At 59.2% G+C, this 23,737-nt stretch carries 20 protein-coding genes and 2 tRNA genes; 13 read left to right on the forward strand and 9 right to left on the reverse strand.

Features of this window, described 5'->3' with window-relative positions; all coding sequences use genetic code 11:
* Positions 1-11 precede the first annotated feature (11 nt).
* Complete coding sequence (mfd, locus tag DES49_RS11115; RefSeq protein WP_133736502.1) at positions 12-3,515, reverse strand: transcription-repair coupling factor; 3,504 nt, start codon at positions 3,513-3,515, stop codon at positions 12-14.
* Positions 3,516-3,754: 239 nt separating this feature from the next.
* On the opposite strand from mfd, the gene DES49_RS11120 reads away from it, so the two are divergent.
* The 9 genes from DES49_RS11120 (at position 3,755) to sthA (ending at position 13,053) form a co-directional block, all read left to right on the forward strand.
* Positions 3,755-5,173, forward strand: coding sequence for a glyceraldehyde-3-phosphate dehydrogenase (locus DES49_RS11120; protein WP_424955235.1), 1,419 nt, complete (start codon positions 3,755-3,757; stop codon positions 5,171-5,173).
* A 153-nt stretch (positions 5,174-5,326) separates the two neighbouring features.
* On the forward strand, positions 5,327-6,679 hold the full coding sequence (locus DES49_RS11125) for a Na(+)-translocating NADH-quinone reductase subunit A (RefSeq protein ID WP_133736504.1): 1,353 nt from the start codon (positions 5,327-5,329) through the stop codon (positions 6,677-6,679).
* A gap of 3 nt (positions 6,680-6,682) precedes the next feature.
* A complete protein-coding gene (locus DES49_RS11130) occupies positions 6,683-7,888 on the forward strand; it encodes an NADH:ubiquinone reductase (Na(+)-transporting) subunit B (protein ID WP_133736505.1) in 1,206 nt (401 codons plus the stop codon).
* Complete coding sequence (locus DES49_RS11135) at positions 7,875-8,675, forward strand: Na(+)-translocating NADH-quinone reductase subunit C (RefSeq protein ID WP_133736506.1); 801 nt, start codon at positions 7,875-7,877, stop codon at positions 8,673-8,675. Before DES49_RS11130 ends, DES49_RS11135 begins: the two co-directional genes overlap by 14 nt.
* A 3-nt stretch (positions 8,676-8,678) precedes the next feature.
* Positions 8,679-9,329, forward strand: coding sequence for an NADH:ubiquinone reductase (Na(+)-transporting) subunit D (locus tag DES49_RS11140; protein ID WP_133736507.1), 651 nt, complete (start codon positions 8,679-8,681; stop codon positions 9,327-9,329).
* Positions 9,329-9,937: an NADH:ubiquinone reductase (Na(+)-transporting) subunit E gene (gene nqrE / locus DES49_RS11145; protein ID WP_133736508.1), complete on the forward strand. Its 609-nt coding sequence runs from the start codon at positions 9,329-9,331 to the stop codon at positions 9,935-9,937. Before DES49_RS11140 ends, nqrE begins: the two co-directional genes overlap by 1 nt.
* Before the next feature lie 37 nt (positions 9,938-9,974).
* The gene (nqrF, locus tag DES49_RS11150) at positions 9,975-11,201 is read left to right on the forward strand and encodes an NADH:ubiquinone reductase (Na(+)-transporting) subunit F (protein WP_133736509.1); all 1,227 of its coding nucleotides are present in this window, start codon (positions 9,975-9,977) and stop codon (positions 11,199-11,201) included.
* A gap of 109 nt (positions 11,202-11,310) precedes the next feature.
* Positions 11,311-11,580, forward strand: a complete 270-nt coding sequence (locus tag DES49_RS11155; protein WP_341776805.1) for an ApbE family protein — start codon at positions 11,311-11,313, stop codon at positions 11,578-11,580.
* Between the two features lie 78 nt (positions 11,581-11,658).
* Positions 11,659-13,053, forward strand: coding sequence for a Si-specific NAD(P)(+) transhydrogenase (gene sthA, locus DES49_RS11160; RefSeq protein WP_133736510.1), 1,395 nt, complete (start codon positions 11,659-11,661; stop codon positions 13,051-13,053).
* Here the strand turns inward: sthA and DES49_RS11165 are convergent.
* From DES49_RS11165 to DES49_RS11185, 5 genes are all read right to left on the reverse strand, one after another.
* Positions 13,050-13,856, reverse strand: a complete 807-nt coding sequence (locus tag DES49_RS11165; RefSeq protein WP_133736511.1) for a glycerophosphodiester phosphodiesterase — start codon at positions 13,854-13,856, stop codon at positions 13,050-13,052. The genes sthA and DES49_RS11165 overlap by 4 nt on opposite strands.
* A 17-nt stretch (positions 13,857-13,873) precedes the next feature.
* A complete protein-coding gene (locus tag DES49_RS11170) occupies positions 13,874-14,986 on the reverse strand; it encodes a 3-deoxy-7-phosphoheptulonate synthase (protein WP_133736512.1) in 1,113 nt (370 codons plus the stop codon).
* Positions 14,987-15,013: 27 nt separating this feature from the next.
* Complete coding sequence (gene tal, locus DES49_RS11175; RefSeq protein WP_133736513.1) at positions 15,014-15,979, reverse strand: transaldolase; 966 nt, start codon at positions 15,977-15,979, stop codon at positions 15,014-15,016.
* A gap of 80 nt (positions 15,980-16,059) precedes the next feature.
* Entirely contained in the window at positions 16,060-17,052 is a 993-nt protein-coding gene (dusA, locus tag DES49_RS11180) for a tRNA dihydrouridine(20/20a) synthase DusA (RefSeq protein WP_243865032.1), read from the reverse strand.
* Between the two features lie 31 nt (positions 17,053-17,083).
* Positions 17,084-17,944 (reverse strand): metal ABC transporter solute-binding protein, Zn/Mn family, encoded by an 861-nt coding sequence (locus DES49_RS11185; protein ID WP_133736515.1) that lies wholly within the window; start codon positions 17,942-17,944, stop codon positions 17,084-17,086.
* Positions 17,945-18,110: 166 nt separating this feature from the next.
* Here DES49_RS11185 and gltX point away from each other — a divergent pair, with 166 nt between their 5' ends.
* The 3 genes from gltX to DES49_RS11200 all read left to right on the forward strand — a co-directional run bounded on the left by gltX (position 18,111) and on the right by DES49_RS11200 (position 19,826).
* Complete coding sequence (gene gltX, locus DES49_RS11190; RefSeq protein WP_133736516.1) at positions 18,111-19,601, forward strand: glutamate--tRNA ligase; 1,491 nt, start codon at positions 18,111-18,113, stop codon at positions 19,599-19,601.
* 65 nt (positions 19,602-19,666) lie between these two features.
* Positions 19,667-19,742 (forward strand) — tRNA-Ala (locus DES49_RS11195).
* A gap of 8 nt (positions 19,743-19,750) precedes the next feature.
* Positions 19,751-19,826, forward strand: a tRNA-Glu gene (locus DES49_RS11200).
* A 68-nt stretch (positions 19,827-19,894) separates the two neighbouring features.
* On the opposite strand, the gene DES49_RS11205 is transcribed toward DES49_RS11200, so the two are convergent.
* A complete protein-coding gene (locus tag DES49_RS11205) occupies positions 19,895-20,737 on the reverse strand; it encodes a 6-pyruvoyl trahydropterin synthase family protein (protein WP_133736517.1) in 843 nt (280 codons plus the stop codon).
* A gap of 72 nt (positions 20,738-20,809) precedes the next feature.
* Between DES49_RS11205 and DES49_RS11210 the strand changes: the two genes are divergently transcribed.
* Entirely contained in the window at positions 20,810-21,394 is a 585-nt protein-coding gene (locus DES49_RS11210; protein ID WP_166646066.1) for a nucleotidyltransferase family protein, read from the forward strand.
* On the opposite strand, the gene DES49_RS11215 is transcribed toward DES49_RS11210, so the two are convergent.
* Positions 21,391-22,476 (reverse strand): response regulator, encoded by a 1,086-nt coding sequence (locus DES49_RS11215; RefSeq protein ID WP_133736519.1) that lies wholly within the window; start codon positions 22,474-22,476, stop codon positions 21,391-21,393. The two genes, DES49_RS11210 and DES49_RS11215, sit on opposite strands and share 4 nt — an antisense overlap.
* Positions 22,477-22,522: 46 nt before the next feature.
* A complete protein-coding gene (locus DES49_RS11220) occupies positions 22,523-23,731 on the reverse strand; it encodes a PEGA domain-containing protein (RefSeq protein ID WP_133736520.1) in 1,209 nt (402 codons plus the stop codon).
* Positions 23,732-23,737 lie beyond the last annotated feature (6 nt).

Below are 23,737 nucleotides of genomic sequence, written 5' to 3' on the forward strand. Positions count from 1 at the left end.
TCCGGTGCTCCTTATTGCGGTGATTCCGTCGTCGATGAGCGCTCTTCAAGCAGCGTCAGGAAACGGTCCAGACTGGAGAGTCTATCATCGGCGCTTTCGCCCTTCAGCTTGAACTTCATCCGATTGCCGCTCTCGAGCGCGTACTGGTCTGGCTGTTTCTGCACCAGATCCACGAGAACCAGTGGATCCACCTGTGTATTTGCGCTGAACTCAAGGCGCGCCGAGTCGCCTCCCGCGTCCACCTTGGCAATGCCGAGCTGTTCCGCGCGGATACGTAATTCGGTCTGACGGATCAGGTTCTTCAGGGGCTCGGGGAGGAGGCCGAAACGGTCGATGATCTCCACCTGGAGTTCTTTGAGCGCCTCTTTTGAGTGGACACTGGCAAGGCGCTTATAGAGGACCAGGCGGTTATGGATATCGGGAAGGTAATCATCCGGGATAAGCGCGGGGATACGCAGGTTGATTTCGGTGCCATGGTGCATGGGGAGTTCCGCATTGGGGGTTCGGCCCTCACGGATGGCCTTAACCGCCTCATCCAGCAGTTCCATATAGAGTGAGAGGCCAATCCCCTGGATCTGGCCGCTCTGGTCATCGCCCAGCAACTCGCCAGCGCCGCGGATCTCGAGGTCGTGGGTGGCCAGCATGAAGCCGGCTCCCAGGTCCTGGGCCGCGGCGATGGCATCCAGGCGTTTCTCGGCATCCTTCGTGACTTTCTTGCCTTCCGGGGTCAGCAGGTAGGCGTAGGCCTGATGGTGTGAGCGCCCGACGCGCCCCCGCAGTTGATGCAGCTGTGCGAGCCCGAAACGGTCAGCCCGCTCAATGACGATGGTATTGGCGCTGGGAATATCGATACCGGTTTCAATGATGGTGGTGCACACCAGCACATTGAAACGCTTGTGGTAGAAGTCCGACATGATCTGCTCAAGCTCGCGCTCGCGCATCTGCCCGTGGGCGACCGCAACACGGGCCTCCGGGACCAGTTCCCGGAGCTCTTCGGCGAGCCGCTCGATGGATTCCACGTCGTTGTGCAGGTAATAGACCTGCCCGCCCCGCAGTATCTCCCGCAGTACGGCTTCCTTGATCAGGGCGGTTTCGCGGCGTCTGACAAAGGTTTTCACGGAGAGCCGCCGCGCCGGGGGCGTTGCAATGATGGACAGGTCACGGAGGCTGCCCATGGCCATGTTGAGGGTGCGCGGGATCGGCGTTGCGGTCAGCGTCAGCACATCCACCTGAGCCCTCAGCTGTTTCAGTTTTTCTTTTTGGGAGACACCGAAGCGGTGCTCTTCGTCGATGATGGTCAGGCCCAGGTTCGGGAAATCCAGGTTGCTCTGCAGAAGCTTGTGGGTGCCAATAATGATATCGGCCTGACCCTTGCTGGCGCGTTCCAGGGTTGCCTTCTGTTCATTGCTGCTGCGGAATCGGCTGAGCATTTCCACGCGCACGCCGGTCTCGGCAAACCGGTCGCGGAAGGAGTCGTAGTGCTGCTGGGCCAGAAGTGTCGTGGGCACCAGCACAACCACCTGTTTGCCGGAATGGGTGGCCAGGAAGGCCGCGCGCATGGCGACTTCCGTCTTGCCGAAGCCAACATCGCCGCATATCAGCCGGTCCATGGGGCGTTCGCTCACCATATCCCGTTCTACGGCCTCGATGGCCGCCTGCTGGTCCGGTGTCTCCTCGAAGGGGAATTCGGCGCAGAAACTGTGATAGGACTCGTCGGGGTCCGCGAAAGCGAACCCCTTGCTGGCCTCGCGTCGTGCGTACACATCAAGCAGCTCAGCGGCCGTATCGCGCACTTTTTCCAGTGCTTTCTGTTTCGCCTGGGTCCAGCGCTCCGAGCCCAGCTTGTGCAGGGGCGCTGTTGCGTCATCCGTTCCACTGTAGCGTGAGATCAGATGCAGGTCGGAGACGGGGACGTACAGGTTGGCGCCATCGGCGTATTCAAGCGTAAGGAATTCTGTCGGTTGGCCCCCGACATCAATGGTCTGCAGCCCCTGGTAGCGACCAACCCCATGGTCGATGTGCACAACAGGGGCCCCCACCCTGAGCTCCGAGAGGTCCCGCATGGTGGCCTCGTTCTCGGATTCCGAGCTGCGCTTGCGACGCCGGCGCTGCATGACGCGCTGGCCATAGAGCTCCGCCTCCGCGATCACGCAGAGGTTCGCTGCGGGAATCCAGGCTCCGTGCTCCAGGGGGCCGGTTGTGATGGCCGTGTTGAGTTCCCGGTTCAGGAAATCCGCCCAGTCCGCGACGCTGGCGGTTTCAATGCCCTGGTCGGACAGGTGATCCTGGAGCGCTTCCCGGCGGCCGGCGGAATCCGCCGCGAAGAGCAGGGCGGGGCCGTGTTCCTGCTGGAATTGCTTCAATCGCCAGGCGGGGTCCTGGTTCCGGGCGTCGAGGGACAGGTCCGGGGGGCTGGGGCAGCCCATATTGATGGCACCCGCCTTATCCGGAACCGGGTCTGAGTGCCAGGTTACACGTGGGTGGCGCTTGAGCTGACCAAAGCATTCGTCGGTTCGCAGAAACAGCTCTCCCGGCGGGAGTATCGGGCGGAAACGATCATAACGGCGCTCTTCGTAACGCTCGTCCACTTCGCCCTGGAAATGGTTCAGGGCGTCCTCCAGCGCCGGGTCTGTCAGGATCAGGCATTCTCTGGGCAGGTAATCGAAGAGCGTGGCTGTCTGTTCGAAGAACAGCGGCAGAAAATACTCAATACCCGGTGGCCGTATTCCCGCGACCACGTCCTGGTAGACCGGCGCTTCCCTGGGGGCATCGGGAAATGCCTCGTTCCACTGGTTGCGGAACGCCATGCGCGCCTGCTTGTGCCAGGGGAACTCGTGGGCCGGCAGAAGTTCGATGCGCTCCACCTGCTGGATGGAGCGCTGGGTTTCCGGATCAAAGGTCCGGAGTGTTTCCACCTCGTCGTCAAAGAGCTCGATCCGATAGGGGTAATCCGCGCCCATGGGGTAGATATCGAGAATTGCCCCACGAACCGCGTACTCACCGTGTTCGTGCACATTTTCGGCATGACGGTAACCGGCCGCCTCCAGCCGTTCACGCCAGGGCTCGATGGACAGATGGTCGCCCACGCCGAGCAACAGGGTGTTCCCCTCGGTAAACGTCAGCGGAGGCAACCGGTGCATCAATGTTCTGGCGGGAAGAACGAGTATTCCGTGCTCCACCCTAGGCAGGCGGTGAAGGGTCTGGATGCGCTGCGAGATGATGTCCTCGTGGGGCGAGAACATGTCATAGGGCAGTGTTTCCCAGTCAGGCAGCGACAGCAGTTCGCGACCCGCGCGGTCGGACTGGTAGAAGTGAAGCTCCTGCTCGATCGCCAGCGCCTCGTCTGTGCTGCTGGTAATGATCAGCGTAAGCCCGTTGAATCGTTCGGCGGCGTCGACAATTGCCAGGGACCGGCTGCTGCCCCGGAGTTCGCCCCAGTGCCTGTGGTCGCCGGCCCTGGTTGGCGGATCGGTAGCCAGAACCTTGCGGTGGGGTGACTGTGCTGCTGCGCTCATCGAATCGGACTGCCTTTGGGGGAAAGACGCCATTCTAAGGGCCTGACCCGGGGGCTGCCACCCCGGCGTAAAGCCGGATTGCGCCACTGGCCCTTAAGCTGGATAATACGCACCCCCGCAGGGGCGTAAAGGCGCCTGCACATGTAGACAACCTGCTTCAGAGGACCCTGATCGTGAGCCAGGATCAACTCAACCGCTATTTCTCCGAGTGGACAGAACGTGAGGCGGTGGCCGAAGCAATGATTCCGATCATTGGCCGTCTGTACCGCAAGAACAATGTGGTCACTTCCATTTACGGCCGGGCACTGATCAATCAGTCCGTCATCAACATCATCAAGGCCCATCGATTTGTGCGCCAGATCGAGGCGGAAGAGCTCAATGTTCACGATACCTATCCGATACTGGAGACGCTGGACCGCCTGAATCTCGGGCAGGCCCATATTGATGTCGGCAAACTTGCCAGTCAGTATGCGGAGGTGCGCAACGAGCAGAGCGTTGAGGAGTTTCTGCGTGAAGCGGTTGCGCCCGTGGTCGATTGTTTCGAGGACGAAAAGAAAGCGGCCCAGGAAAGGGAAACCAAGGACATCGTGCTCTACGGTTTTGGCCGTATCGGGCGTTACCTGGCCCGGATCCTGGTCGAGAAGGCCGGCGGCGGCAACAACCTGCGCCTGCGCGCCATTGTTGTCCGCAAGGGCGGGGCGCCCAATGATCTTGAGAAGCGCGCAAGCCTGCTGCGGCGGGATTCGGTGCACGGCTCCTTCCGCGGCACTATCACCGTGGATGAGGAAAACGAGGCGATCATCGCCAACGGCAATTACATCCAGGTGATCTATTCCGATGGCCCGGATAAGGTCGACTACACCCGCTATGGCATCGACAACGCCATAGTGATCGACAACACCGGCATATGGCGTGACGACAAGGAGCTGGGGCTGCACCTTGAATCCAAGGGGGTCAGTCGGGTCATGCTGACCGCGCCAGGCAAGGGCAATGTGAAGAATATCGTGCCGGGCATCAACAACCATCTGATCGAGAAGGACGACAAGATCCTCTCGGCGGCCTCCTGCACGACCAATGCGATCACCCCGGTGCTGAAAGCCGTGAACGATCGCTTCGGTATTCTGGACGGGCACATGGAGACCGTTCATGCCTACACCAACGACCAGAACCTGATTGATAACTATCATAAGGGTGAGCGTCGTGGTCGCAGTGCCCCACTCAATATGGTCCTTACCGAAACCGGTGCGGCCAAGGCGGTTGCCAAGGCGCTTCCGGAGCTTGAGGGCAAGCTGACCGGCAACGCGATACGCGTGCCCACGCCAAACGTCTCCATGGCCATCCTCAACCTGAATCTCGAGAAGGCTGCAAACCGGGATGAGCTGAATGAGTTCCTCCGGGAAGTGGCCCTGCACTCCGATCTGCAGAAGCAGATTGATTACGTGAGTTCACCGGAAGTGGTGTCTTCAGACTTCGTCGGCTCGCGTCACGCGGGTGTGGTCGACGGCCAGGCCACCATCGCCAATGGCCATCGTGCCGTGCTCTATGTGTGGTATGACAACGAGGCGGGCTACAGCGCCCAGGTCATCAGGGTTGTCAGCGAGATGGCCGGCATGTCTTTTCCGATATTCCCCGAAAGGGGTACGGCTGCTGACCACTGATGCGCGTATCATGCGTTTCTCAGGGCCGGATACCGATGCAGCCGTAACCGGCTCGCATGGGGTCCGGCCCTTTTTATGTGTGGATAATACGGCATTACATCATTATAATTGGGCCGATTTTTCACTCCATCCTGTTCTGATTGGGCAAAGCGAATGATCAAGATCAAGAAAGGCCTCGATCTTCCGATGAATGGCAAGCCCGAGTCCACTATCGAGGAAGGTCGGCCAGTCAGGCACGTTGGCCTGACCGGTTTTGACTATGTCGGCATGAAGCCGACCCTCGAAGTTCGCGAAGGTGATCGCGTCAAGCGTGGCTCGCTGTTGTTTACCGACAAGAAGAATCCAGGCGTACGCTATACAGCGCCGGCGTCCGGCGTCGTCCGTGAGATCAACCGCGGTGAGCGGCGGGTTTTCCAGTCCCTGGTTATTGAAACTGAGGGTGACGAGGCGGAGACCTTCGAGAAATACAGTGTGTCATCACTGGACAGTCTCGAATACCAGCAAGTAGTTGATAATCTTGTTAACAGCGGGCTCTGGCCGGTATTGAGAACACGCCCTTACAGCAAAGTGCCCGCAATTGACAGCGAACCGCCACACTCGATTTTTGTGTCGGTTATGGACACCAACCCTGTGGCACCGGATCCCCAGCTTATTATCAATGACGATCCGGAAGCGTTTGAGAATGGCCTGCGTGTCCTAGGGCGTCTGACCGAAGGCAAGGTGTTCGTCACGGGCCGTCCCGATACACAGGTGCCTGTCCCGAACGACAGCCGCTTTGAAAAGCATGCCTTTGACGGGCCGCACCCCGCCGGTAATGTGGGAACGCATATCCACTATCTGGACCCCGTGGGGGGCGATAAGACCGTCTGGACCGTCGCCTATCAGAAGGTGATGGATATAGGGCGCTTTTTCACCACGGGTGAGCTTCCGAAGGAACAGATCGTTGCCATCACCGGCCCCTGCGCCCGCAAGCCACGCCTGGTGCGTACCCAGATCGGGGCCAGCCTGGATGAGCTTCTTGAGGGCGAAATCGAGCAGGGTGATATGGATGTCCGTGTCGTCAACGGCTCCGTGCTGGGCGGGCGAGCCGCTCGGGGGCCAGTGTCCTATCTGGCCCGCAGCGTGAGTCAGGTGACGCTGCTCGAGGAAGGCTATCGCCGATACTTCATGGGGTGGTTGTCCCCGGGGACCAACCGTTTCTCCCGGCTCAACATCTATCTGTCCAAGCTGATGCCGGGCAAGAGATTCAACTTTACAACCACGACCAACGGGTCGGAGCGCGCCATGGTACCGATCGGTACCTACGAGGAGGTGATGCCACTCGACATCCTGCCCACACAGCTTCTGCGGACGCTGATTGTCCAGGATACAGAGCAGGCACAGCTTCTGGGAGCACTGGAGCTGGATGAAGAGGATCTGGCTCTGTGCACCTTTGTGTGTCCGGGTAAATACGAATATGGGCCGATTCTCAGGCAGAATCTGACGCGTATCGAGATCGAGGGCTGATTCATGGCGCTAAGACAGTTTTTTGACCGGATTGAGCCGCACTTTGAGAAGGGTGGCCGTTTCGAGCGCTGGTATCCGCTGTACGAGGCAGCGGACACCATCTTTTACACACCACCGACAGTGACCCGCAGCAACGCGCATGTGCGTGATGGTATCGACCTCAAGCGGATCATGATCACAGTCTGGTTCTGTGTGTTCCCCGCCATGTTCTTCGGTATGTGGAACATTGGCTACCAGGCCAATACCTATCTGGCCGAGCAGGGCCTCGCGATGGACGAGGGGCTCCGGGCAGCATTCATCTCCGCGCTCGCCGGCAATGACCCGAGCAGTATCTGGGACAATATTATTTTCGGTGCGGCCTACTTCGTACCGATCTATTTCGTCACCTTTGTGGTTGGCGGCTTCTGGGAAGTGCTTTTCGCGATGACGCGTAAGCACGAGGTGAACGAGGGCTTTTTCGTCACCTCAATCCTGTTTGCGCTGATCCTTCCCCCCACCACGCCACTCTGGCAGGTGGCGCTGGGCATCAGTTTTGGTGTCGTGATCGCAAAAGAGATCTTTGGCGGTACCGGCAAGAACTTCCTGAACCCGGCCCTGACGGGGCGCGCCTTTCTGTATTTCGCCTATCCGGCGCAGTTGTCGGGCGCCCAGGTATGGACGGCTGTCGATGGCTTCAGTGGCGCGACATCACTGAGTGTGGCGGCGTCTGGCGGCATGGAGGCGCTCAAGGATCACCTGACCTGGTTTGATGCGTTCTGGGGATTCATGCAGGGTTCCATGGGAGAAACATCGACCGCGATGATCCTGATTGGCGGCGCAGTGCTGCTGATCATGAAGATTGCGAGCTATCGCATCGTCGCCGGTGTGCTGATCGGGATGATTGCGACCTCACTGCTCTTCAATGCCGTGGGGTCTGAATCGAATCCGATGTTCGGGATACCGCCACACTGGCATTTTGTGCTGGGAGGTTTTGCCTTCGCCATGATGTTCATGGCCACGGATCCGGTCTCGGCGTCCATGACCAATATCGGACGCTGGATTTTCGGTATCTTCATCGGGGTCATGACAGTTCTGATCCGGGTCGTGAACCCGGCCTTTCCGGAAGGCGTGATGCTCGCGATTCTGTTCGCGAACCTCTTCGCCCCCTTCATTGACCATCTCGTCATACAGGCCAACATTAAGCGGAGGCAAGCTCGTGTCGCAGTCTAACGATACAATCCGCAAAACGCTGATCGTAGCGGTCTCGCTCAGTATCGTCTTCTCGGTCGTGGTATCCGGATCTGCTGTGATGCTGCGGCCATTGCAGGAGAAGAACAAGGCACTGAGTACCCGCTCGAACATGATTGCGGCAGCTGGTGTGTTGTCCTCAGGCGCATCCAATGAGAAAGTGTCAGAAGCCTTTGAGCAGTTTGAAGTGCTCCTCGTTGAGATGGGGACGGGCGAGATAGTCACTCCTGAGGCTGTTAATGCCAAATCGGCGGAAGCCTATGACCAGCGGGCGGCGTCCAGGGATATGGAGCTGTCCCGGAGCCTGGAAGAGGACCCGGCCGGGATCAATCGGCTGGCGAAGTACCGGAAAGTCTACGTTCTCCGTGACGGGGAGGAAGTCACCAAAATCGTCCTCCCGATCCATGGATATGGCCTCTGGTCAACAATGTATGGCTTTCTCGCGCTTCAAGGGGATGCCAACACGGTTGAAGGGATCCGCTTTTACGAACATGCCGAAACGCCCGGACTGGGCGGCGAGATTGAGAACCCCGAGTGGACCGCCAAGTGGAAGGGCAAAAAGATCTATGAAGACGGTGAATGGACGGATCCGAAGTTTGCCCTCGTCAAGGGTGGCGTTGGCGAGAATACGGACAACAAGGAGTACAAGGTGGATGCATTGTCCGGGGCGACGCTGACCTCGCGCGGTGTTGGTAGCACGGTTAATTTCTGGTTGGGTGATCGGGGTTACGGCCCGTTTCTCAAGAAAGTTCGGCAGGGGGAGATCTGAACCATGGCGGAACTCAAGACCAAAGATGTCCTTTTCGGTCCCATACTCTATAACAATCCTATTGCGCTACAGGTTCTGGGGATCTGCTCGGCGCTGGCCGTCACCAGCAGCCTGAAAGTGAGCCTGGTTATGTGCGCAGCGGTTATCGCGGTGACCTGTGCGTCCAACGTCGCGGTCTCACTTATACGTAGTCAGATACCCAGCAGCATCCGCATCATTGTGCAGATGACGATCATTGCCTCACTGGTTATCGTCGTCGATCAGTTCCTTCAGGCCTTTGCGTACCAGATCAGTAAGCAGCTCTCTGTGTTTGTGGGGTTGATCATCACCAACTGCATCATCCTCGGTCGCGCTGAAGGCTTTGCCATGCAGAATGGCCCCTGGCTCAGTTTCGTGGATGGGCTTGGTAATGGGCTCGGTTACAGCCTGATCCTGGTAGTGGTAGCGATAGCCCGGGAGGCATTGGGTGCCGGCACGCTGCTCGGTTACGCGGTCATGCCTGAGTGGTATGTGCCTAATGGCCTGATGCTGCTGCCGCCGAGTGCCTTCTTCCTGATTGGCCTGTTCATCTGGGCCGTGCGGACCTGGGATCCGGAGCAGGTTGAGGAAGAGGAATACGAGATGCAGCCTCACAGAGTTAGGGAGGCCTTCTAATGGAACATTATATCAGCCTGATACTGCAGGCCGTTTTTGTTGAGAACCTGGCGTTGGCCTTCTTTCTGGGGATGTGTACGTTCATTGCCATTTCCAAGAAGGTTGAGGCGGCCGTTGGCCTCGGCATTGCGGTTATCGTGGTGCTGTCGATCTCGGTTCCCGTCAATAACCTGATCTACAGCTATGTGCTGCAGGATGGCGCGCTCAGCTGGGCGGGGCTTCCGAACGTTAACCTGAATTTCCTGGGCCTGCTGACTTACATCGGTGTCATCGCGGCGCTGGTTCAGATTCTTGAGATGTTCCTCGACCGCTATGTACCGGCGCTCTATAACGCTCTTGGTGTTTTCCTGCCACTGATCACGGTGAATTGCGCGATCCTGGGTGCATCGCTCTTCATGGTGGAACGGAATTACAACTTTTCCGAGAGTGTGGCGTATGGGTTCGGAGCCGGCATTGGTTGGGCACTGGCGATCATTGCCCTGGCCGGCATCCGCGAGAAACTTAAATACAGTGACGTACCGGCAGGTTTGCGTGGGCTGGGCATCACCTTTATCACCGTGGGGCTGATGTCGCTGGGCTTTATGTCCTTTTCCGGTATCTCCCTGTAAAGACGACGGAATCAGGATCTAACCAGAAGGCGTAATCATGGCTACAGAAATCATACTGGGCGTGGTGATGTTCACCGTTATCGTCCTGTCGCTGGTCGCAGTGATCCTCGGGGCGAGAGCCAGACTGGTCAGCTCCGGTGATATCAACATCGAGGTCAATGGAGACCCCGAGCACAGCTTTGAGACCCAGGCAGGCGGCAAGCTGCTGGGGAAACTGGCCGAACAGGGGATTTTCCTGTCGTCAGCCTGTGGCGGCGGTGGCAGTTGCGGCCAGTGCGTGTGCAAGGTTCATGAAGGTGGTGGGGCCGTATTGGCCACCGAAAAGAACCACTTTACACCCCGTGAGCAACGGGATGGCTGGCGGCTGTCCTGCCAGGTGCCGGTCAAGCAGGATATGAAGGTCGAGGTTCCGGAGGAATTCTTCGGTGTGCAGAAGTGGGAGTGCACCGTGCGCTCCAATCACAACGTTGCCACCTTCATCAAGGAAACCATTCTGGATCTTCCCGAGGGCGAAGAGGTGGACTTCCGGGCCGGCGGTTATGTGCAGTTTGAGGCCCCGCCCCATGAAGTTTACTTCAAGGACTTCGATGTAGACGAAGAGTATCACGAGGATTGGGACAAGCACGGGCTTTGGGACCTCAAATCCGTAGTGAAGGAAGATATCGTGCGGGCCTACTCCATGGCCAACTATCCGGGTGAGAAGGGCGAACTGCGCTTCAATATCCGGATTGCCACGCCACCGCCCGGTACGAACCATCCGCCAGGTCAGATGTCGTCCTATATGTTCAGCCTGAAGCCGGGCGACAAGATGACGGTCATGGGGCCATTCGGCGAGTTCTTCGCCAAGGATACCGATGCGGAAATGATCTTTATCGGTGGTGGTGCGGGTATGGCTCCCATGCGGGCGCACATTTTTGACCAGCTCAAGCGCCTTAATTCCAAGCGTAAGATCAGCTTCTGGTATGGTGCGCGCAGCAGGCGGGAAATGTTCTATGTTGAGGACTTCAACCAGCTGCAGGAAGACTACGATAACTTTGAGTGGCACGTCGCCCTGTCGGACCCGCTGCCCGAGGACGAATGGGAAGGGGATACCGGCTTTATCCACAATGTGCTCTATGATCGCTATCTCAAGGACCATGAGGCTCCCGAGGACGTCGAGTACTATATGTGTGGGCCGCCAATCATGAATGCGGTCAGCATCAAGATGCTCAAGGACCTTGGCGTCGAGGATGAAAACATCATGCTTGATGACTTTGGCGGCTGACCGTTACTCAGAGACACCCGGCTCCGGCCGGGTGTTTTTGGTTGCGGACAGAGGTTGATCGGCGTCACACTGGATGTTGAAGAATCCCGGCGGCCGTGAGGAGGTTGCTATGTTGAATACGTTTTTGTTGGCCCTTGGTCTGGTGCTTCTGTTGATCGCGGGCATGTCCATTGGGGTAATTTTCGGCCGTAAGCCGATCAGTGGTTCCTGTGGCGGTGTCGGAAGCCAGATCGGCGGCGGTGGGGGCGGATGCTCAGTCTGTGGTCGTGAATCCGGAACCTGCGACGATGACGCCGAAGACGGTGAATTACCTGACCGTTCCGGCACGGCTGCTCATCTGGCCTACAAGGCGGGCGGCGTCAGCCGGGATAACACCTGACCCCGGGCCTGGCGACCGCAAGCTGGACGAAACCCGGATTCCCGGGGACTTACACTGGTTATAGGAGTTTGTGATCTGATGTCGGATCAGCATTTTGATGTTGTTGTGATTGGTGCCGGTCCCGCCGGTGAGGGCGCCGCAATGAACGCGGCCAAGCATGGCAGCCGTGTTGCCATTGTGGATGACAAGCAGACCGTCGGTGGGAACTGCACCCATTGGGCAACGATACCTTCCAAGGCGTTGCGGTATTCCGTCAAACAGATCATCAACTTCAACACCAATTCGATGTTCCGGGATATTGGAGAGCCGCGCTGGTTTTCCTTTCCGCGGGTCCTTCAGAATGCTGAGCGGGTGCGTGACAAACAGGTCAAACTTCGCACCGGGTTCTACGCGCGTAACCGGGTCGAGCGCTTTCACGGGAAGGCCCGCTTCCAGGACCAGAATCAGCTTGAAGTCTACTCCGAGGAGATGGGGGACCAGCTTCTCACGGCGGACAGTTTCATTATTGCTACCGGCTCTTCCCCGTATCTGCCGCCGGACGTCGATTTTTCCCATGATCGAATCTATAACAGCGACTCCATTCTGACGCTCTCCCATACACCGCGAACCCTGACGATCTATGGCGCTGGGGTGATCGGGTGTGAGTATGCATCGATTTTCTGTGGTCTGGGTGTCAAGGTTGACCTGATCAATCCGGGTAACCGGTTGCTGTCATTCCTGGATGATGAGATCTCGGACGCGTTGAGTTACCACCTCCGTAACCATGGGGTACTGGTTCGGCATAATGAAAAGTATGCGTCAGTTGAGGGCGACAACCATGGGGTTGTTCTGAACCTCGAGTCCGGCAAGAAGGTCCGGTCTGACGCCTTCATGTGGTGTAACGGGCGCAGCGGTAATACAGGCTCGTTGGGCCTGGATAACGTGGGTCTCGAAGTGAATTACCGTGGCCAGCTCAGCGTTGATGATCATTACCGGACCCAGGTTCCGAATATCTACGCCGTTGGTGATGTAATCGGGTGGCCGGGGCTCGCCAGCGCGGCCTATGACCAGGGGCGCTCGGCTTCGTCGGATATACTGTCTGACAAGTATTTCCGGTATGTGGACGATGTTCCGACCGGGATCTACACCATTCCTGAAATCAGCTCAGTGGGGCCGACAGAACGGGAGCTTACGGAAGCCAAGGTGCCGTATGAGGTGGGGCAGGCGTTTTTCAAGGATCTGGCCCGCGCGCAGATTTCCGGGGATCCTGTAGGCATGCTCAAGCTGCTGTTCCATCGCGAAACGAAGCAGCTTCTTGGCATTCACTGTTTTGGCGACCAGGCCGCGGAGATCGTGCATATCGGCCAGGCCATCATGAATCAGCCTGGTGATGCCAACACACTGGATTACTTTATCAACACCACCTTCAATTACCCCACCATGGCGGAGGCCTATCGTGTCGCTGCCCTGAATGGCCTTAACCGGCTTTTCTAGGCCTCCCGGCCGATCGACGACCCCGTGTCTCGGTCGGCCTCTGACTGATTCCATTCCGGTCGGCAAAAATCGCCAACCCTGCGCCGGTTTTCAAAGTAGATGAGGGCGCTTGTGGGGTAATCCGTAATGATGGAATCCACGCCCGCTTTTTCCAGCACCAGCATGTCATGAATGCGGTTGACGGTCCATGCAGAGACGTGGAGTCCGTACTGATGCGCCCTGTTGATGAGGGCTGGCTGGCAGAGGTGACTGTTACAGCACAGATAGCTGCAGTCGAGGCGCCGCGCCTGACGTAGCGGCGGGGGATACCGGCGTTCAGCGACATACCCCAGACTGATGCGACGGTCCAGCCGACGGGCTGCTCTCAGGAACCAGCCGTTACTGGAAGTCAGCGTGATTCGCTGATACAGGTTTTCCTTCTGTATCCACTCAACAAGCCGGTTGCAGAGTCTGTTAAGGCGTCTGCGGTCGTCGTTTTTAACTTCCAGTTGCAGATGTTCAAAATCCGGGCAGGCGGCAACCACTTGATCGAGGGTGGGAACGCCAGTCGTGTGGTGCCAGCCGGTGGTGTTCTGTCGTGCATCCATGCCTCCCATTTCCGAGGCGGAGGCCTTGGATACGGCCCGGCTGTTTCCGGTAGTGCGCTCCAGGGACAGGTCATGGATTACCATTGGAACGCCATCGGACGACAATAGAATGTCCATCTCAAATCGGCGGATGCCGTGACGGTAGGCATGCCTGAATCCGGCCAGCGTGTTCTCTGGTGCTTCACCCTTGGCGCCGCGGTGGCCATATAGTTGCATTACTGGTAGCTGACTCCTCAATCGTCCCGTGCGTAGATCTCCCGCCGTCTCTGATAGGTATGGTGGCAGAGATCGATATCTTCAAGGAATCGGGGCAGGTCCTTGGGCATCAGCGCCTGTGGGCCGTCCACCAGCGCTTTTTCAGGGTTCGGGTGGAAGTCGGCAAGGACCATGTTGGCTCCGGCGATCACACCCTGCGCTGTGGCATGGATGATATCCGAGATGCCGTCCGGCGCCTTGTCGCGGATGCCCACCGAATGGGAAGGGTCGATGCAGACCGGCATCCGGGTGAGGCGTTTGACCACGGGAATATGGGCGAAATCCACGAGGTTCCGGTGGGGGTTTCCCGCTTCCGTTTTCATGCCCCGCAGGCAGAAAATGACCCGGGTATTGCCTTCCGTCGCGAGGTACTCGGCGGCATTCAGCGATTCATTGAGCGTGATGCCGAAGCCGCGCTTGAGCAGCACGGGATACTGGGTCTGGCGCCCCAGGGCCTTGAGCAGCTCAAAATTCTGGGTGTTGCGGGTCCCGACCTGAAGCATGACCCCGGTGGGATGCCCACTTTGTGCCAGCGCGTCCTCAATCTCACGAACATGGTTCTCATGGGTCACTTCCATGGCTACAACCCGGATGCCGTACTTGCCGGCCAGCTCAAAAACCCAGGGCAGGCATTCCGCACCATGACCCTGGAAGGAATAGGGGTTGGTGCGTGGCTTGTAGGCGCCCATGCGCGTGCAGTACTGGCCATTGTCGCTCAGTGCCCGCAGGGTTTCCTCGACGTGCTGGCGGTTGTCGACGGCGCAGAGCCCCGCGAAGACGTTGAGGTTGTCCTGATCGAAATGGACGCCGTTGTAGTCGAAACCAGTCTGTCGTTCCGCCGCCTTGTGGCGACCCAGGATGCGGAAGTCGTCTGAAATCCGGATAACCCGTTCAACGGCGGGCAGGGCACCGATGGCGTCCTGATCCAGGGCCTTGGTGTCGCCGATCAGGTAGATTTCGGTCAGGGTCTGCCGGCTGCCCTGAACGTCGTGAATCCGGACCTCGACGTTGTCGAGGTTGTCCAGGAAGTTCATGGTTTCCCGGTAAGCCTCGCTGTCCCTGGTTGTATCCGGATGCAGAACCAGCAGCATGGGACCTCCTTACCTTGGTGGACGCTGTCAGGCCGCCTGAAGCGCCCCGGACAGGTGTGATTCCAGTGTTTCCTGATCCGCTGCGAAACGCCGGATGCCGTCGGCCAGCTTTTCCGTGGCCATGGCGTCCTGGTTCAGGTGCCAGCGGAAGCGCTTTTCGTCCAGCGGCGGATAGGGTTGGGACTGCGGCACGTTGTCCGGTGAAAGGCACCGCTCCAGCCCATTCTGGTCGTTATCCAGGGCTTCCAGCAATGCCGGGCTGATCGTGAGACGGTCGCAGCCGGCAAGCATCTCGATCTCACCCTGGTTTCGGAAGCTGGCGCCCATGATCACAGTGTTGTAGCCATGAGCCTTGTAGTACTCGTAGATGTGCCTTACCGAGTTTACGCCTGGGTCTTCTTCCGCCGGGATCGAATCCTTACCGGTGCTCGCAAGGTGCCAGTCCAGAATGCGACCCACGAAGGGTGAAATCAGGGTAACGCCGGCCTCGGCACAAGCCTGGGCCTGGGTGAAGGAAAACAGCAGGGTCAGGTTGCACGCAATGCCCTCGGCCTCCAGTTCCCTGGCCGCCTGGATGCCTTCCCAGGTGGCTGCGATCTTGATCATGACCCGGCTTGTATCGACGCCGCGCTGGCGGTAAAGCTCACTGAGTTTGCGGGCCTTATCCTTGGTGGCCTCGGCGTCGAAGGAGAGTCTCGCGTCCACTTCCGTGGAGACCATGCCGGGGATGATGCCGAGGATCTGCTCCCCGGCAAGTACCGCCAGATAGTCCGTGGCATTGGCCAGCTTCTCGGCCGTGGTGCCGCCCTGGCGCTCCGACCATTGCACGGCCTCATTCACCAGGTGCTGGTAGGCCGGTGAGGTAACGGCCTTGAGCAGCAGCGACGGGTTGGTGGTGGCATCCCGTGGCTGCCACTGGCGGATGGCGTCGAGGTCGCCGGTGTCGGCGACAACCGTGGTCATGGCGCGGAGCTGTTCCAGTTTGGAGGTCATGGTTATCCCTGTGAGGTTCGGTTATATCCTGATTGTCGCTCTAGCATACCGCAAAGAACCGTAGCGCGCTGCCGGGGGGATCACAACAGTGCCCCGTTATCCGAAACCTGCCCCATAGCGTCCTGCAGGACCTCAATTCCGGCATCCGGCTTATGGGCGTTCTCGCTCAGGTAACGGCGGAAGCGTCTACCCCCATGACAGCCGTGGAAAAGGTTCATGATGTGGCGGGTCATCGTTTTGAGAGGAACACCCGCGGCAAGACGCTGTTGTACATAGGGCAGGAAAGCGTCCAGGGCCGCATCGCGGCTTTGTACCGGCGCGGGCGTGCCGTAGATGAGCGGGTCGACGTCGGCCAGGAGCCAGGGGCTGTGGTAGGCAGCGCGGCCGACCATAACCCCGTCCACGTGTTCCAGCTGTTCCCGGCAGGCGCCGATGGTGTCAAAGCCGCCATTGATGATGATTTCCAGATCCGGGAACTGGCGCTTCAGGGCATGTACCCAGTCATAACGCAGAGGCGGAACCTCCCGGTTTTCCTTGGGGCTGAGGCCTTCGAGTATCGCGATGCGAGCGTGGACGATGAAGGTTCGGCAGCCGGCTTCCGCCACACGCGCGACAAAGTGCACCAGTTCTTCCCAGCTGTCGTTACCGTTGATGCCGATGCGATGCTTAACGGTGACCGGGATCCGGCAATGGCGCTGCATGGCTTCGACGCCTGCTGCGACAAGTTCAGGGTTCGCCATGAGGCAGGCCCCGATCTGGTTGTTCTGGACCCGGTCGCTGGGGCAGCCGACGTTGAGATTGACTTCATCGTAGCCCCAGGCCTCCGCCATTGCTGCGCACTGGGCAAGCGCCTGCGGGTCTGAGCCGCCCAGCTGCAGGGCCAGCGGGTGTTCACGGTCACTGTAGGCCAGGAATCGCGCGGCATCGCCGTGGATGAGGGCGCCCGTTGTTACCATCTCGGTGTAGAGCAGGGCGTGACGCGACAGTCCACGCGCGAAATAGCGGTAATCGCGCGTGGTGTGGTCCATCATCGGGGCGATGCTGAAACGGCGGTCGGGTTCGGGCGGTTGCATGGCCCGTATTATACAGGTTTGCGGGCTGAGGTCAGGGCCCGCAGTTGACCAGGGCATCGGCCAGCTGATCCAGGAAGCGGGTATATCCGCCCTGTCGAATCTCAACCTCCGTGCCCATAGGGTCCCAGTGACTGACACTCATGGGCTGATCAATGTTCAGGCCTTCCCACCAGTTCCTGCTGAACTGTGGTTCCGTCATGATACAGGGCGACCGGGCGTTATTGAGCTTGTCCTGCAGCTCGGCGAGGTGACGCGCACCAGGGTTCTGCTCGGGATTGGCGGTGAGGGTGCCTGCAATCCGGATGTCGAAGTGTTCCGCGAAGTGATGGAAGGCGCCGTGATAGGTGAAAACATCCATGGCTGGAAGCTTGTCCAAACGCTTGCGGATCCTGTCCTCGGCTGCCGCGAGGCGCTCGAGGAACTGTTGCCGGTTCTCTTCCAGCTGTGGTCGACGCAGTCCCTCGAGTTGCGCCAGGGAGTCGACGATGGGCGGCAGCATGGCGCGGACCTCATCGGGGTTGAGCCAGATGTGGGGATCTTCCTGCGCGGTATCATGGTTGTGAGCAGCGGTGGCGTCACCCCGGTCCAGCGCCAGGCTTCTGCGTTCCAGGTCCGGATCATCCAGGGTGCCCTCCAGGAATGGCTCCTTGGCGGGCCCCAGCCAGATGAAACGGTGTGCATTCTGCAACCGTCGCCTTTCCGAGGGTTTCATGCTGTAGTGATGGGGACTGACGTTGGCCGGAATCAGGGCTGATACGCGGGCATCATCGCCCACCAGTTCCTTAACCACCAGTGCAAGCGGATGGATGCTGGTGACAATTGTTGGCTGACCAGCCTGGGCCGGGAAGCTCAGCATCATCAGCAGGATCAGGGCGCCAAGGGAACGGATCATGGGGCTCACTTTGATTGTTATAACGTAACATTAGGGTTCTCGATGGCATTCTACGCAAAATGGCGTGAAAGGACTATAGGGGATGCCACGGAAGGGCTTTCGACGGGACCTGCAGGAGACGAGCCGTTATAATGACCCGCTTTAACGTCAGCAACAGGAACACCGAATGACAGTCAGAACCCGCATTGCACCGTCGCCTACCGGTGATCCCCATGTCGGAACCGCCTATATTGCCCTCTTCAACCAGTGTTTTGCGCGCCAGCACGGTGGCCAGTTCATACTGCGCATTGAGGATACCGACCAGCTGCGCAGTACGCCCGAGTCGGAGCAGGCCATTCTGGATGCGTTGAAATGGCTGGGTCTGGAATGGGACGAGGGACCGGACGTGGGCGGTGCCTATGGGCCCTACCGTCAATCCGAGCGCCAGTCCGAGTACAGCGAATACGCGGAGCAGCTCGTAGCGTCCGGCCATGCGTTCTACTGTTTCCGCACACCGGAAGAGCTGGATGCGATCCGGGAGGATCGCAAAAACCGGGGCCTCAACCCCGGTATCAAGGGAGACCTGGAGCTCCCTGAGGCGGAGGTGAAGCGGCGGCTGGGCGCGGGTGAGCCCTATGTCATCCGGATGAAGGTGCCGGATGAAGGTGTCTGTGAGATTGAGGACATGCTGCGTGGAACCGTGACCATTGACTGGGCCCAGGTGGATGCTCAGATCCTTCTGAAATCGGATGGTATGCCCACCTATCACCTGGCCAATGTGGTGGATGATCATCGCATGGGCATCACGCACGTGATCCGCGGGGAGGAGTGGATCAATTCCGCCCCCAAGCACCAGCTTCTTTACCGGTATTTCGGCTGGGAGATGCCGGTGCTGTGCCACATGCCGCTATTGCGTAATGAGGATGGCACTAAGCTCAGCAAACGCAAGAACCCGACCAGTATCGATCTGTACGAGCGGCTGGGCTTTATGCCGGAGGCGGTCATCAACTTCCTTGGGCGCATGGGGTGGTCCATGCCGGACGAACGCGAGATGTTCACCCTGCCGGAGATGGAGGAGGCCTTTGATATCACTCGGGTATCATTGGGCGGACCGGTCTTTGACCGCGCCAAGCTGCGTTGGCTCAATGGCCTCTGGATCCGGGAAACGCTCAGCGACGAGGCGTTCATGGACCGGGTCAGTGACTGGTGGTTGAACCGGGAAATGCTGGCCCCGTTGGTTCCTCACATCAAGAGCCGCATTGAGGCTTTTTCCGACATCGCCCCCATGGCGTCCTTCATGTTCTCGGGCCTGCTTGACCTGAATCCGTCGGATTTCGAGCACAAGAAGCTTGCGGAAGAGGATGTTAAGCGGATTCTGCAGTTCGGGCTCTGGCGGCTGGAGGCGGAGCGTCATTGGAGCCGCGACACGGTATTTAGTGATCTCAAGGAGTTGGCCGGCGCCATGGGCATCAAGATTGGCGACTTCATGTTCCCGATCTTTGTTGCCATTGCCGGGACGCCCAATTCCTGGTCCGTGGTGGATTCCATGGCGCTGTTGGGGCCGGACGTATCGAGGGCAAGGTTGCGGCACGCACTCCATGTGCTGGGCGGCTTCTCCAAGAAGCAGACCAAGAAGGTGGAGAAGGAATATGCTTCGCTGATGGCGGGAGAGGAATAATCCTGCAAAACCGGGGTTGACGCGCCCCGGTTCCGCCTCTAATATACGCTCCCGTTAACGGCAGTGGGGCCATAGCTCAGCTGGGAGAGCGCGGCGCTGGCAGCGCCGAGGTCGGGAGTTCGAGCCTCCCTGGCTCCACCACTTTTTCAGTCCCGTTCGTCTAGAGGCCTAGGACACCGCCCTTTCACGGCGGTAACAGGGGTTCGAGTCCCCTACGGGACGCCATAAGCTAAAAAAACCGGCTGCATTGGCCGGTTTTTTTATGTCTAATCGACAACCTGGGTGAAATATCGTCAGTCTCCGGCGTATGCGCCTTTGTTGACGCCCTCGAAGGCTTTCACGATGATTCTGGAGTCTGGCTCCAGTTTTTGTGTTTCATCCCGCAGGTAGCAGGCAATCCACTCCACGGTGGTGTCCTGATCCATGGTTTCGACGCGGTGGCTCGGCAGGATCAGCTCGAACTGGCCCTGGTTGGCGGTGTATCGGTAATGGGTGTACTCAACCCCCGCCTCAACGAAAGTGCCAACCTCATCATCGCGGGTTGCGATGTAAATGTCCTCCCAGCGTTCTGCCCAGTAGGTTTCCAGGTCGGGCGCCCGCGCACCATTGCGGTATATTTCCAGTCTTGAACGGTGGCCGTGGGCAATTCGCTGGCAATTGCCCTCATGTTTCCTGAGCCCATGGGTGTAATGGTAAAGGGCACCTTCAATGACCTCTGGCCTGAGGCGCACGACAATATCGTGCACGTTGGCCGGCAGTTTCTGGCGCAGCAGAGTGACCAGCAGTGTCTCGATGCGCTCGCGTTGAAGATGGCTGCCGGGAACGGCAATAACCGATTCCTCGGGGCCCGCATGGCTGATACGCCATCCGCCGTTGGTGACCCAGTCGAGATTGCCGGTTTCTGTCCACGATAGTCCCCGGTGATCACGGGGGACCAGCAGGCGGTGATCCACGAGGGCGTCAATCTCGTCCTTGATGGTGCGTTTCACGTGACCAAAATCGAACACCATGCCGGCCTCGTTGAGCTCGCCGGCGAGCTCGATATCCACAATCCAGCTTTCCCCGACAAGCCCGCGCTCGGGGTCCAGGAAGGCAAAATCTATGACGGTAAGGTTATCAACGAAAAGACGGTTCATGGTGTCGACGGTCGCCCGGGGCTGGAAATGGCGATATGGTAACAGATTCAATGCTTCAGAGGGGGTGACCCGGTGGTTCCGATACTGATCCTGGCGGCGGGGCAGGGCCGCCGGCTTGGCCGCGTCAAGGCGCTGGCGCCCTGGAAGGAAGGAACATTGCTGGACGACGCGCTTTACCGTGGCAGGCAGGCTTCGGGTTGCCTCGTTGCGGCGGTTGGTGCGGGTGAATCGCTGGTGCGCTCTCGGACGGGTCAAAGGCCAACGTACTGGTGCCCCGTGCCTGATTGGCACGAGGGGCAGTCCCGTTCCCTGCAGGCGGGTCTGCGCACTCTGTCCATGAAGGGCTTCTGGTCCGGAGCGCTCGTCATGCTGGTGGATCAGCCCCTGATACCCGCCAGCCACCTGCAGGCACTTGTATCACAGGCAGGAAAGGTACCTGACGAGGCCGTGGGAACCTGTGCCGGTAACCGTTGCATGGCACCGGCTTATCTGCCGCGCGGGCTGTGGCCACGGGTTTTCCAGCTGGAGGGTGATCGAGGCGCCGGCGGGATCCTCAACGCCTTGGGAGCCAAAGGCTTGGAGTGCGAAGCCGCCGCACAGGACATCGATACGCGGGCGGAACTGCTTGCCGCCCGGCATCGCGAGCGGGGTGGTTAACCGAAGAGGCCGCCGAGCCAGGCAATGCCCAGACTGAAGACACCCAGGCTGATGGCCAGCGCGACGGTGTACATTTTGGCGCTTGCTGCCCGTTGTTCCTTGAGATAGAGATCGAGCGTGCGCTGCGCCACTTCCTCGGACGTATCCCGTGCAATGTCGTGGGCCTGTTGGACCGCCTCGGATTGCAGCGTCTGCCAGAACTCGGTGTCGATGGTCTGGGCCGCCGTAATATGATCCTTGAGTGCTTTCAGGTCATCGTCACTGAAGCCGCCCGCCGCCTGTTGCTGGAGCTGCTTGCGGAGTTCGGAGAGTTCGTTGCCCAGGTTGAGAGTCACCTCGGCCGCCACTTCGTTCTTGAGGTTGTCAAGCTTCCCCTCGACCAACTCCCGGAACTCGGTGGTCTGCTGTTCGATCTGTTTCTCGCGCTTGCGTTCCGTATCATCCAGCAGACGCTTGAGGTGGTCGTGCTGTTCATCGAACAGGCTGGACAGCAGCTCATGGAGTCGATTGTTGATATGGGTTTTCACGGCAGAGCGTGAAATCTGCTCGATCAGATCCGAGGTCAGGGGGACGGTGGTTCCCGATTGCTCACTACCGCCGATTTCAGTATTGAGATGCACGGCCGCATCCGTTTCCAGGCTGTCCTCGTCGTCCTCTGCCAGGGTGTCGTCCTCGTTTGCGGGTGGCTCGGGGAGGGTGCCTTCCTCCAGGTCCTTGCTCAGCCCGCTGAGAATGCTGTCCAGCCCATCGCTCTGGGGAGGCTTGGTGAGGATGTTGTACACGCCATAGCCACGTGCCTCCTGCATAAAGTCATCGGACTTTTTGGAGGTGCACATCACGACCGGGATGGAGGCGGTCGCCGGATTGCGCTTGATGGCCTTGGTCGCTTCGACACCGTTCATTCCGGGCATCAGATGGTCCATGAAAATCACATCCGGCCTTTGGCTGCCATTGAGAAAATCCAGGGCTTCTTCGGCGGACCCAGCCATGCTGACGTCCATATCCCGATTTTCCAGCAGTTTGCTCAGCGCAAAGCGGGCAACCTTGGAATCATCCACCAGAAGTGCGTTCTTGATGGCCATCTGAGAACCTCTTAATAACTGCGTTGACGCCGGGTTTGCCGACATTTCACCATCCCTCCATGGCTGGGCATTGAGTGGCACGGTAGCTGTTCCTGCGGTAGCACACGCCCGGCTCGGAAGTGCGCGCCGTGAAGATCTCCCCCTCGGGAGTGGTCAGTGTTACCTCCCCGTAGGGGTCGCCCTCGCGGAAGGTGCTTTCAATGCTGGCACCACTCGGATGGCGGATTTCACCCTGGCCATGGAATCGACCTTCCACGAACTCGCCTTCGTACCGCCGGCCGCTGGCGTAAGTGCGCTCCCCGTGGCCATGGTAGAGGTTATTGGCGAATTCGCCCTTGTAGGTGCCCCCATCAGGATAGGTCAGGGTGCCCTTGCCGTGAAGCTCGCCATCGCGGAAATCGCCCACATACATCATGCCTTCCGCCGTGGTCATGGTTCCGTGCCCGTTGAGTTCACCGTCCTCCCAGTTGCCTGTGAAGGTATCGCCGTTGGAGGCGGTCAGCGTTCCCCGCCCACTGAACTGATTGTTACGGAAATAGCCTTCATAGACGTCTCCGTTGGTGAGCTGGAGTTCCCCCTCCCCATGCATCTTGCTGTCCTTCCATTCACCCTCATAGACCCGACCATCGGGAAAGTGCGCGGTACCTTCGCCGTGGAATTCGCCGTCCTCGAAGTCGCCCTCATAGCGCAGCCCTTCCTCGTCGCGGTACGTGCCCTCACCGGTCTTGACACCATGCTTCCAGGTCCCGTTGCGGTACTCCACCGTGGTGTAGCGCTCGAGGCGTGCCATCAGGGTGTGGTCATCGCCTGCGTCCACCGCGACCTGTCTGCGCCAGGTCGAGTGACCCTGCTTGCGTACCTCAATCTCATAGGTGCCCGGCTCAAGTTCCACGTCCATGGCGGTCGATCCACGTTGCTCGCCATTGATCAGTACCCTGTCTCCATAGACGTTGGAACGCAGCGTAAGGTTCGCGACCCTGGGTTCAGGCTCGGGGGGTTGTGTCTGGACAATGACCGGACTGGGGTCGAACAGGGGGTCAGCCGGTTCGGCGCTGGCCGGTTCCGGGGAAGTGGGCTCCGGCTCCTTCTGGGCCGAGCGTTCCACGATCGGCGCTTGCTCGGTGGGAACGGCACCCGGATCGGGCTTTTTGGTGCCAACCAGCTCAGGAGATCGCTGGATAGTCGCAAATCCAGCGGTAACAAGCAGCATCACGGCCAGAAAGTTGGCGAAAAGCAGCGGTTTGGGATCGATCATCAGTGA

This window comes from Halospina denitrificans, assembly GCF_004364635.1.
In the GTDB taxonomy this organism is placed as follows: domain Bacteria; phylum Pseudomonadota; class Gammaproteobacteria; order Pseudomonadales; family Oleiphilaceae; genus Halospina; species Halospina denitrificans.

Coding starts and splice junctions, on each gene's coding strand:
- mfd (WP_133736502.1), bottom strand. CDS start 3,515: ATGAGCGCAGCAGCACAGTCACCCCACCGCAAGGTTCTGGCTACCGAT.
- DES49_RS11120 (WP_424955235.1), top strand. CDS start 3,755: ATGATTCCGATCATTGGCCGTCTGTACCGCAAGAACAATGTGGTCACT.
- DES49_RS11125 (WP_133736504.1), top strand. CDS start 5,327: ATGATCAAGATCAAGAAAGGCCTCGATCTTCCGATGAATGGCAAGCCC.
- DES49_RS11130 (WP_133736505.1), top strand. CDS start 6,683: ATGGCGCTAAGACAGTTTTTTGACCGGATTGAGCCGCACTTTGAGAAG.
- DES49_RS11140 (WP_133736507.1), top strand. CDS start 8,679: ATGGCGGAACTCAAGACCAAAGATGTCCTTTTCGGTCCCATACTCTAT.
- nqrE (WP_133736508.1), top strand. CDS start 9,329: ATGGAACATTATATCAGCCTGATACTGCAGGCCGTTTTTGTTGAGAAC.
- nqrF (WP_133736509.1), top strand. CDS start 9,975: ATGGCTACAGAAATCATACTGGGCGTGGTGATGTTCACCGTTATCGTC.
- DES49_RS11155 (WP_341776805.1), top strand. CDS start 11,311: ATGTTGAATACGTTTTTGTTGGCCCTTGGTCTGGTGCTTCTGTTGATC.
- sthA (WP_133736510.1), top strand. CDS start 11,659: ATGTCGGATCAGCATTTTGATGTTGTTGTGATTGGTGCCGGTCCCGCC.
- DES49_RS11165 (WP_133736511.1), bottom strand. CDS start 13,856: ATGCAACTATATGGCCACCGCGGCGCCAAGGGTGAAGCACCAGAGAAC.
- DES49_RS11170 (WP_133736512.1), bottom strand. CDS start 14,986: ATGCTGCTGGTTCTGCATCCGGATACAACCAGGGACAGCGAGGCTTAC.
- tal (WP_133736513.1), bottom strand. CDS start 15,979: ATGACCTCCAAACTGGAACAGCTCCGCGCCATGACCACGGTTGTCGCC.
- dusA (WP_243865032.1), bottom strand. CDS start 17,052: ATGCAACCGCCCGAACCCGACCGCCGTTTCAGCATCGCCCCGATGATG.
- DES49_RS11185 (WP_133736515.1), bottom strand. CDS start 17,944: ATGATCCGTTCCCTTGGCGCCCTGATCCTGCTGATGATGCTGAGCTTC.
- gltX (WP_133736516.1), top strand. CDS start 18,111: ATGACAGTCAGAACCCGCATTGCACCGTCGCCTACCGGTGATCCCCAT.
- DES49_RS11205 (WP_133736517.1), bottom strand. CDS start 20,737: ATGAACCGTCTTTTCGTTGATAACCTTACCGTCATAGATTTTGCCTTC.
- DES49_RS11215 (WP_133736519.1), bottom strand. CDS start 22,476: ATGGCCATCAAGAACGCACTTCTGGTGGATGATTCCAAGGTTGCCCGC.
- DES49_RS11220 (WP_133736520.1), bottom strand. CDS start 23,731: ATGATCGATCCCAAACCGCTGCTTTTCGCCAACTTTCTGGCCGTGATG.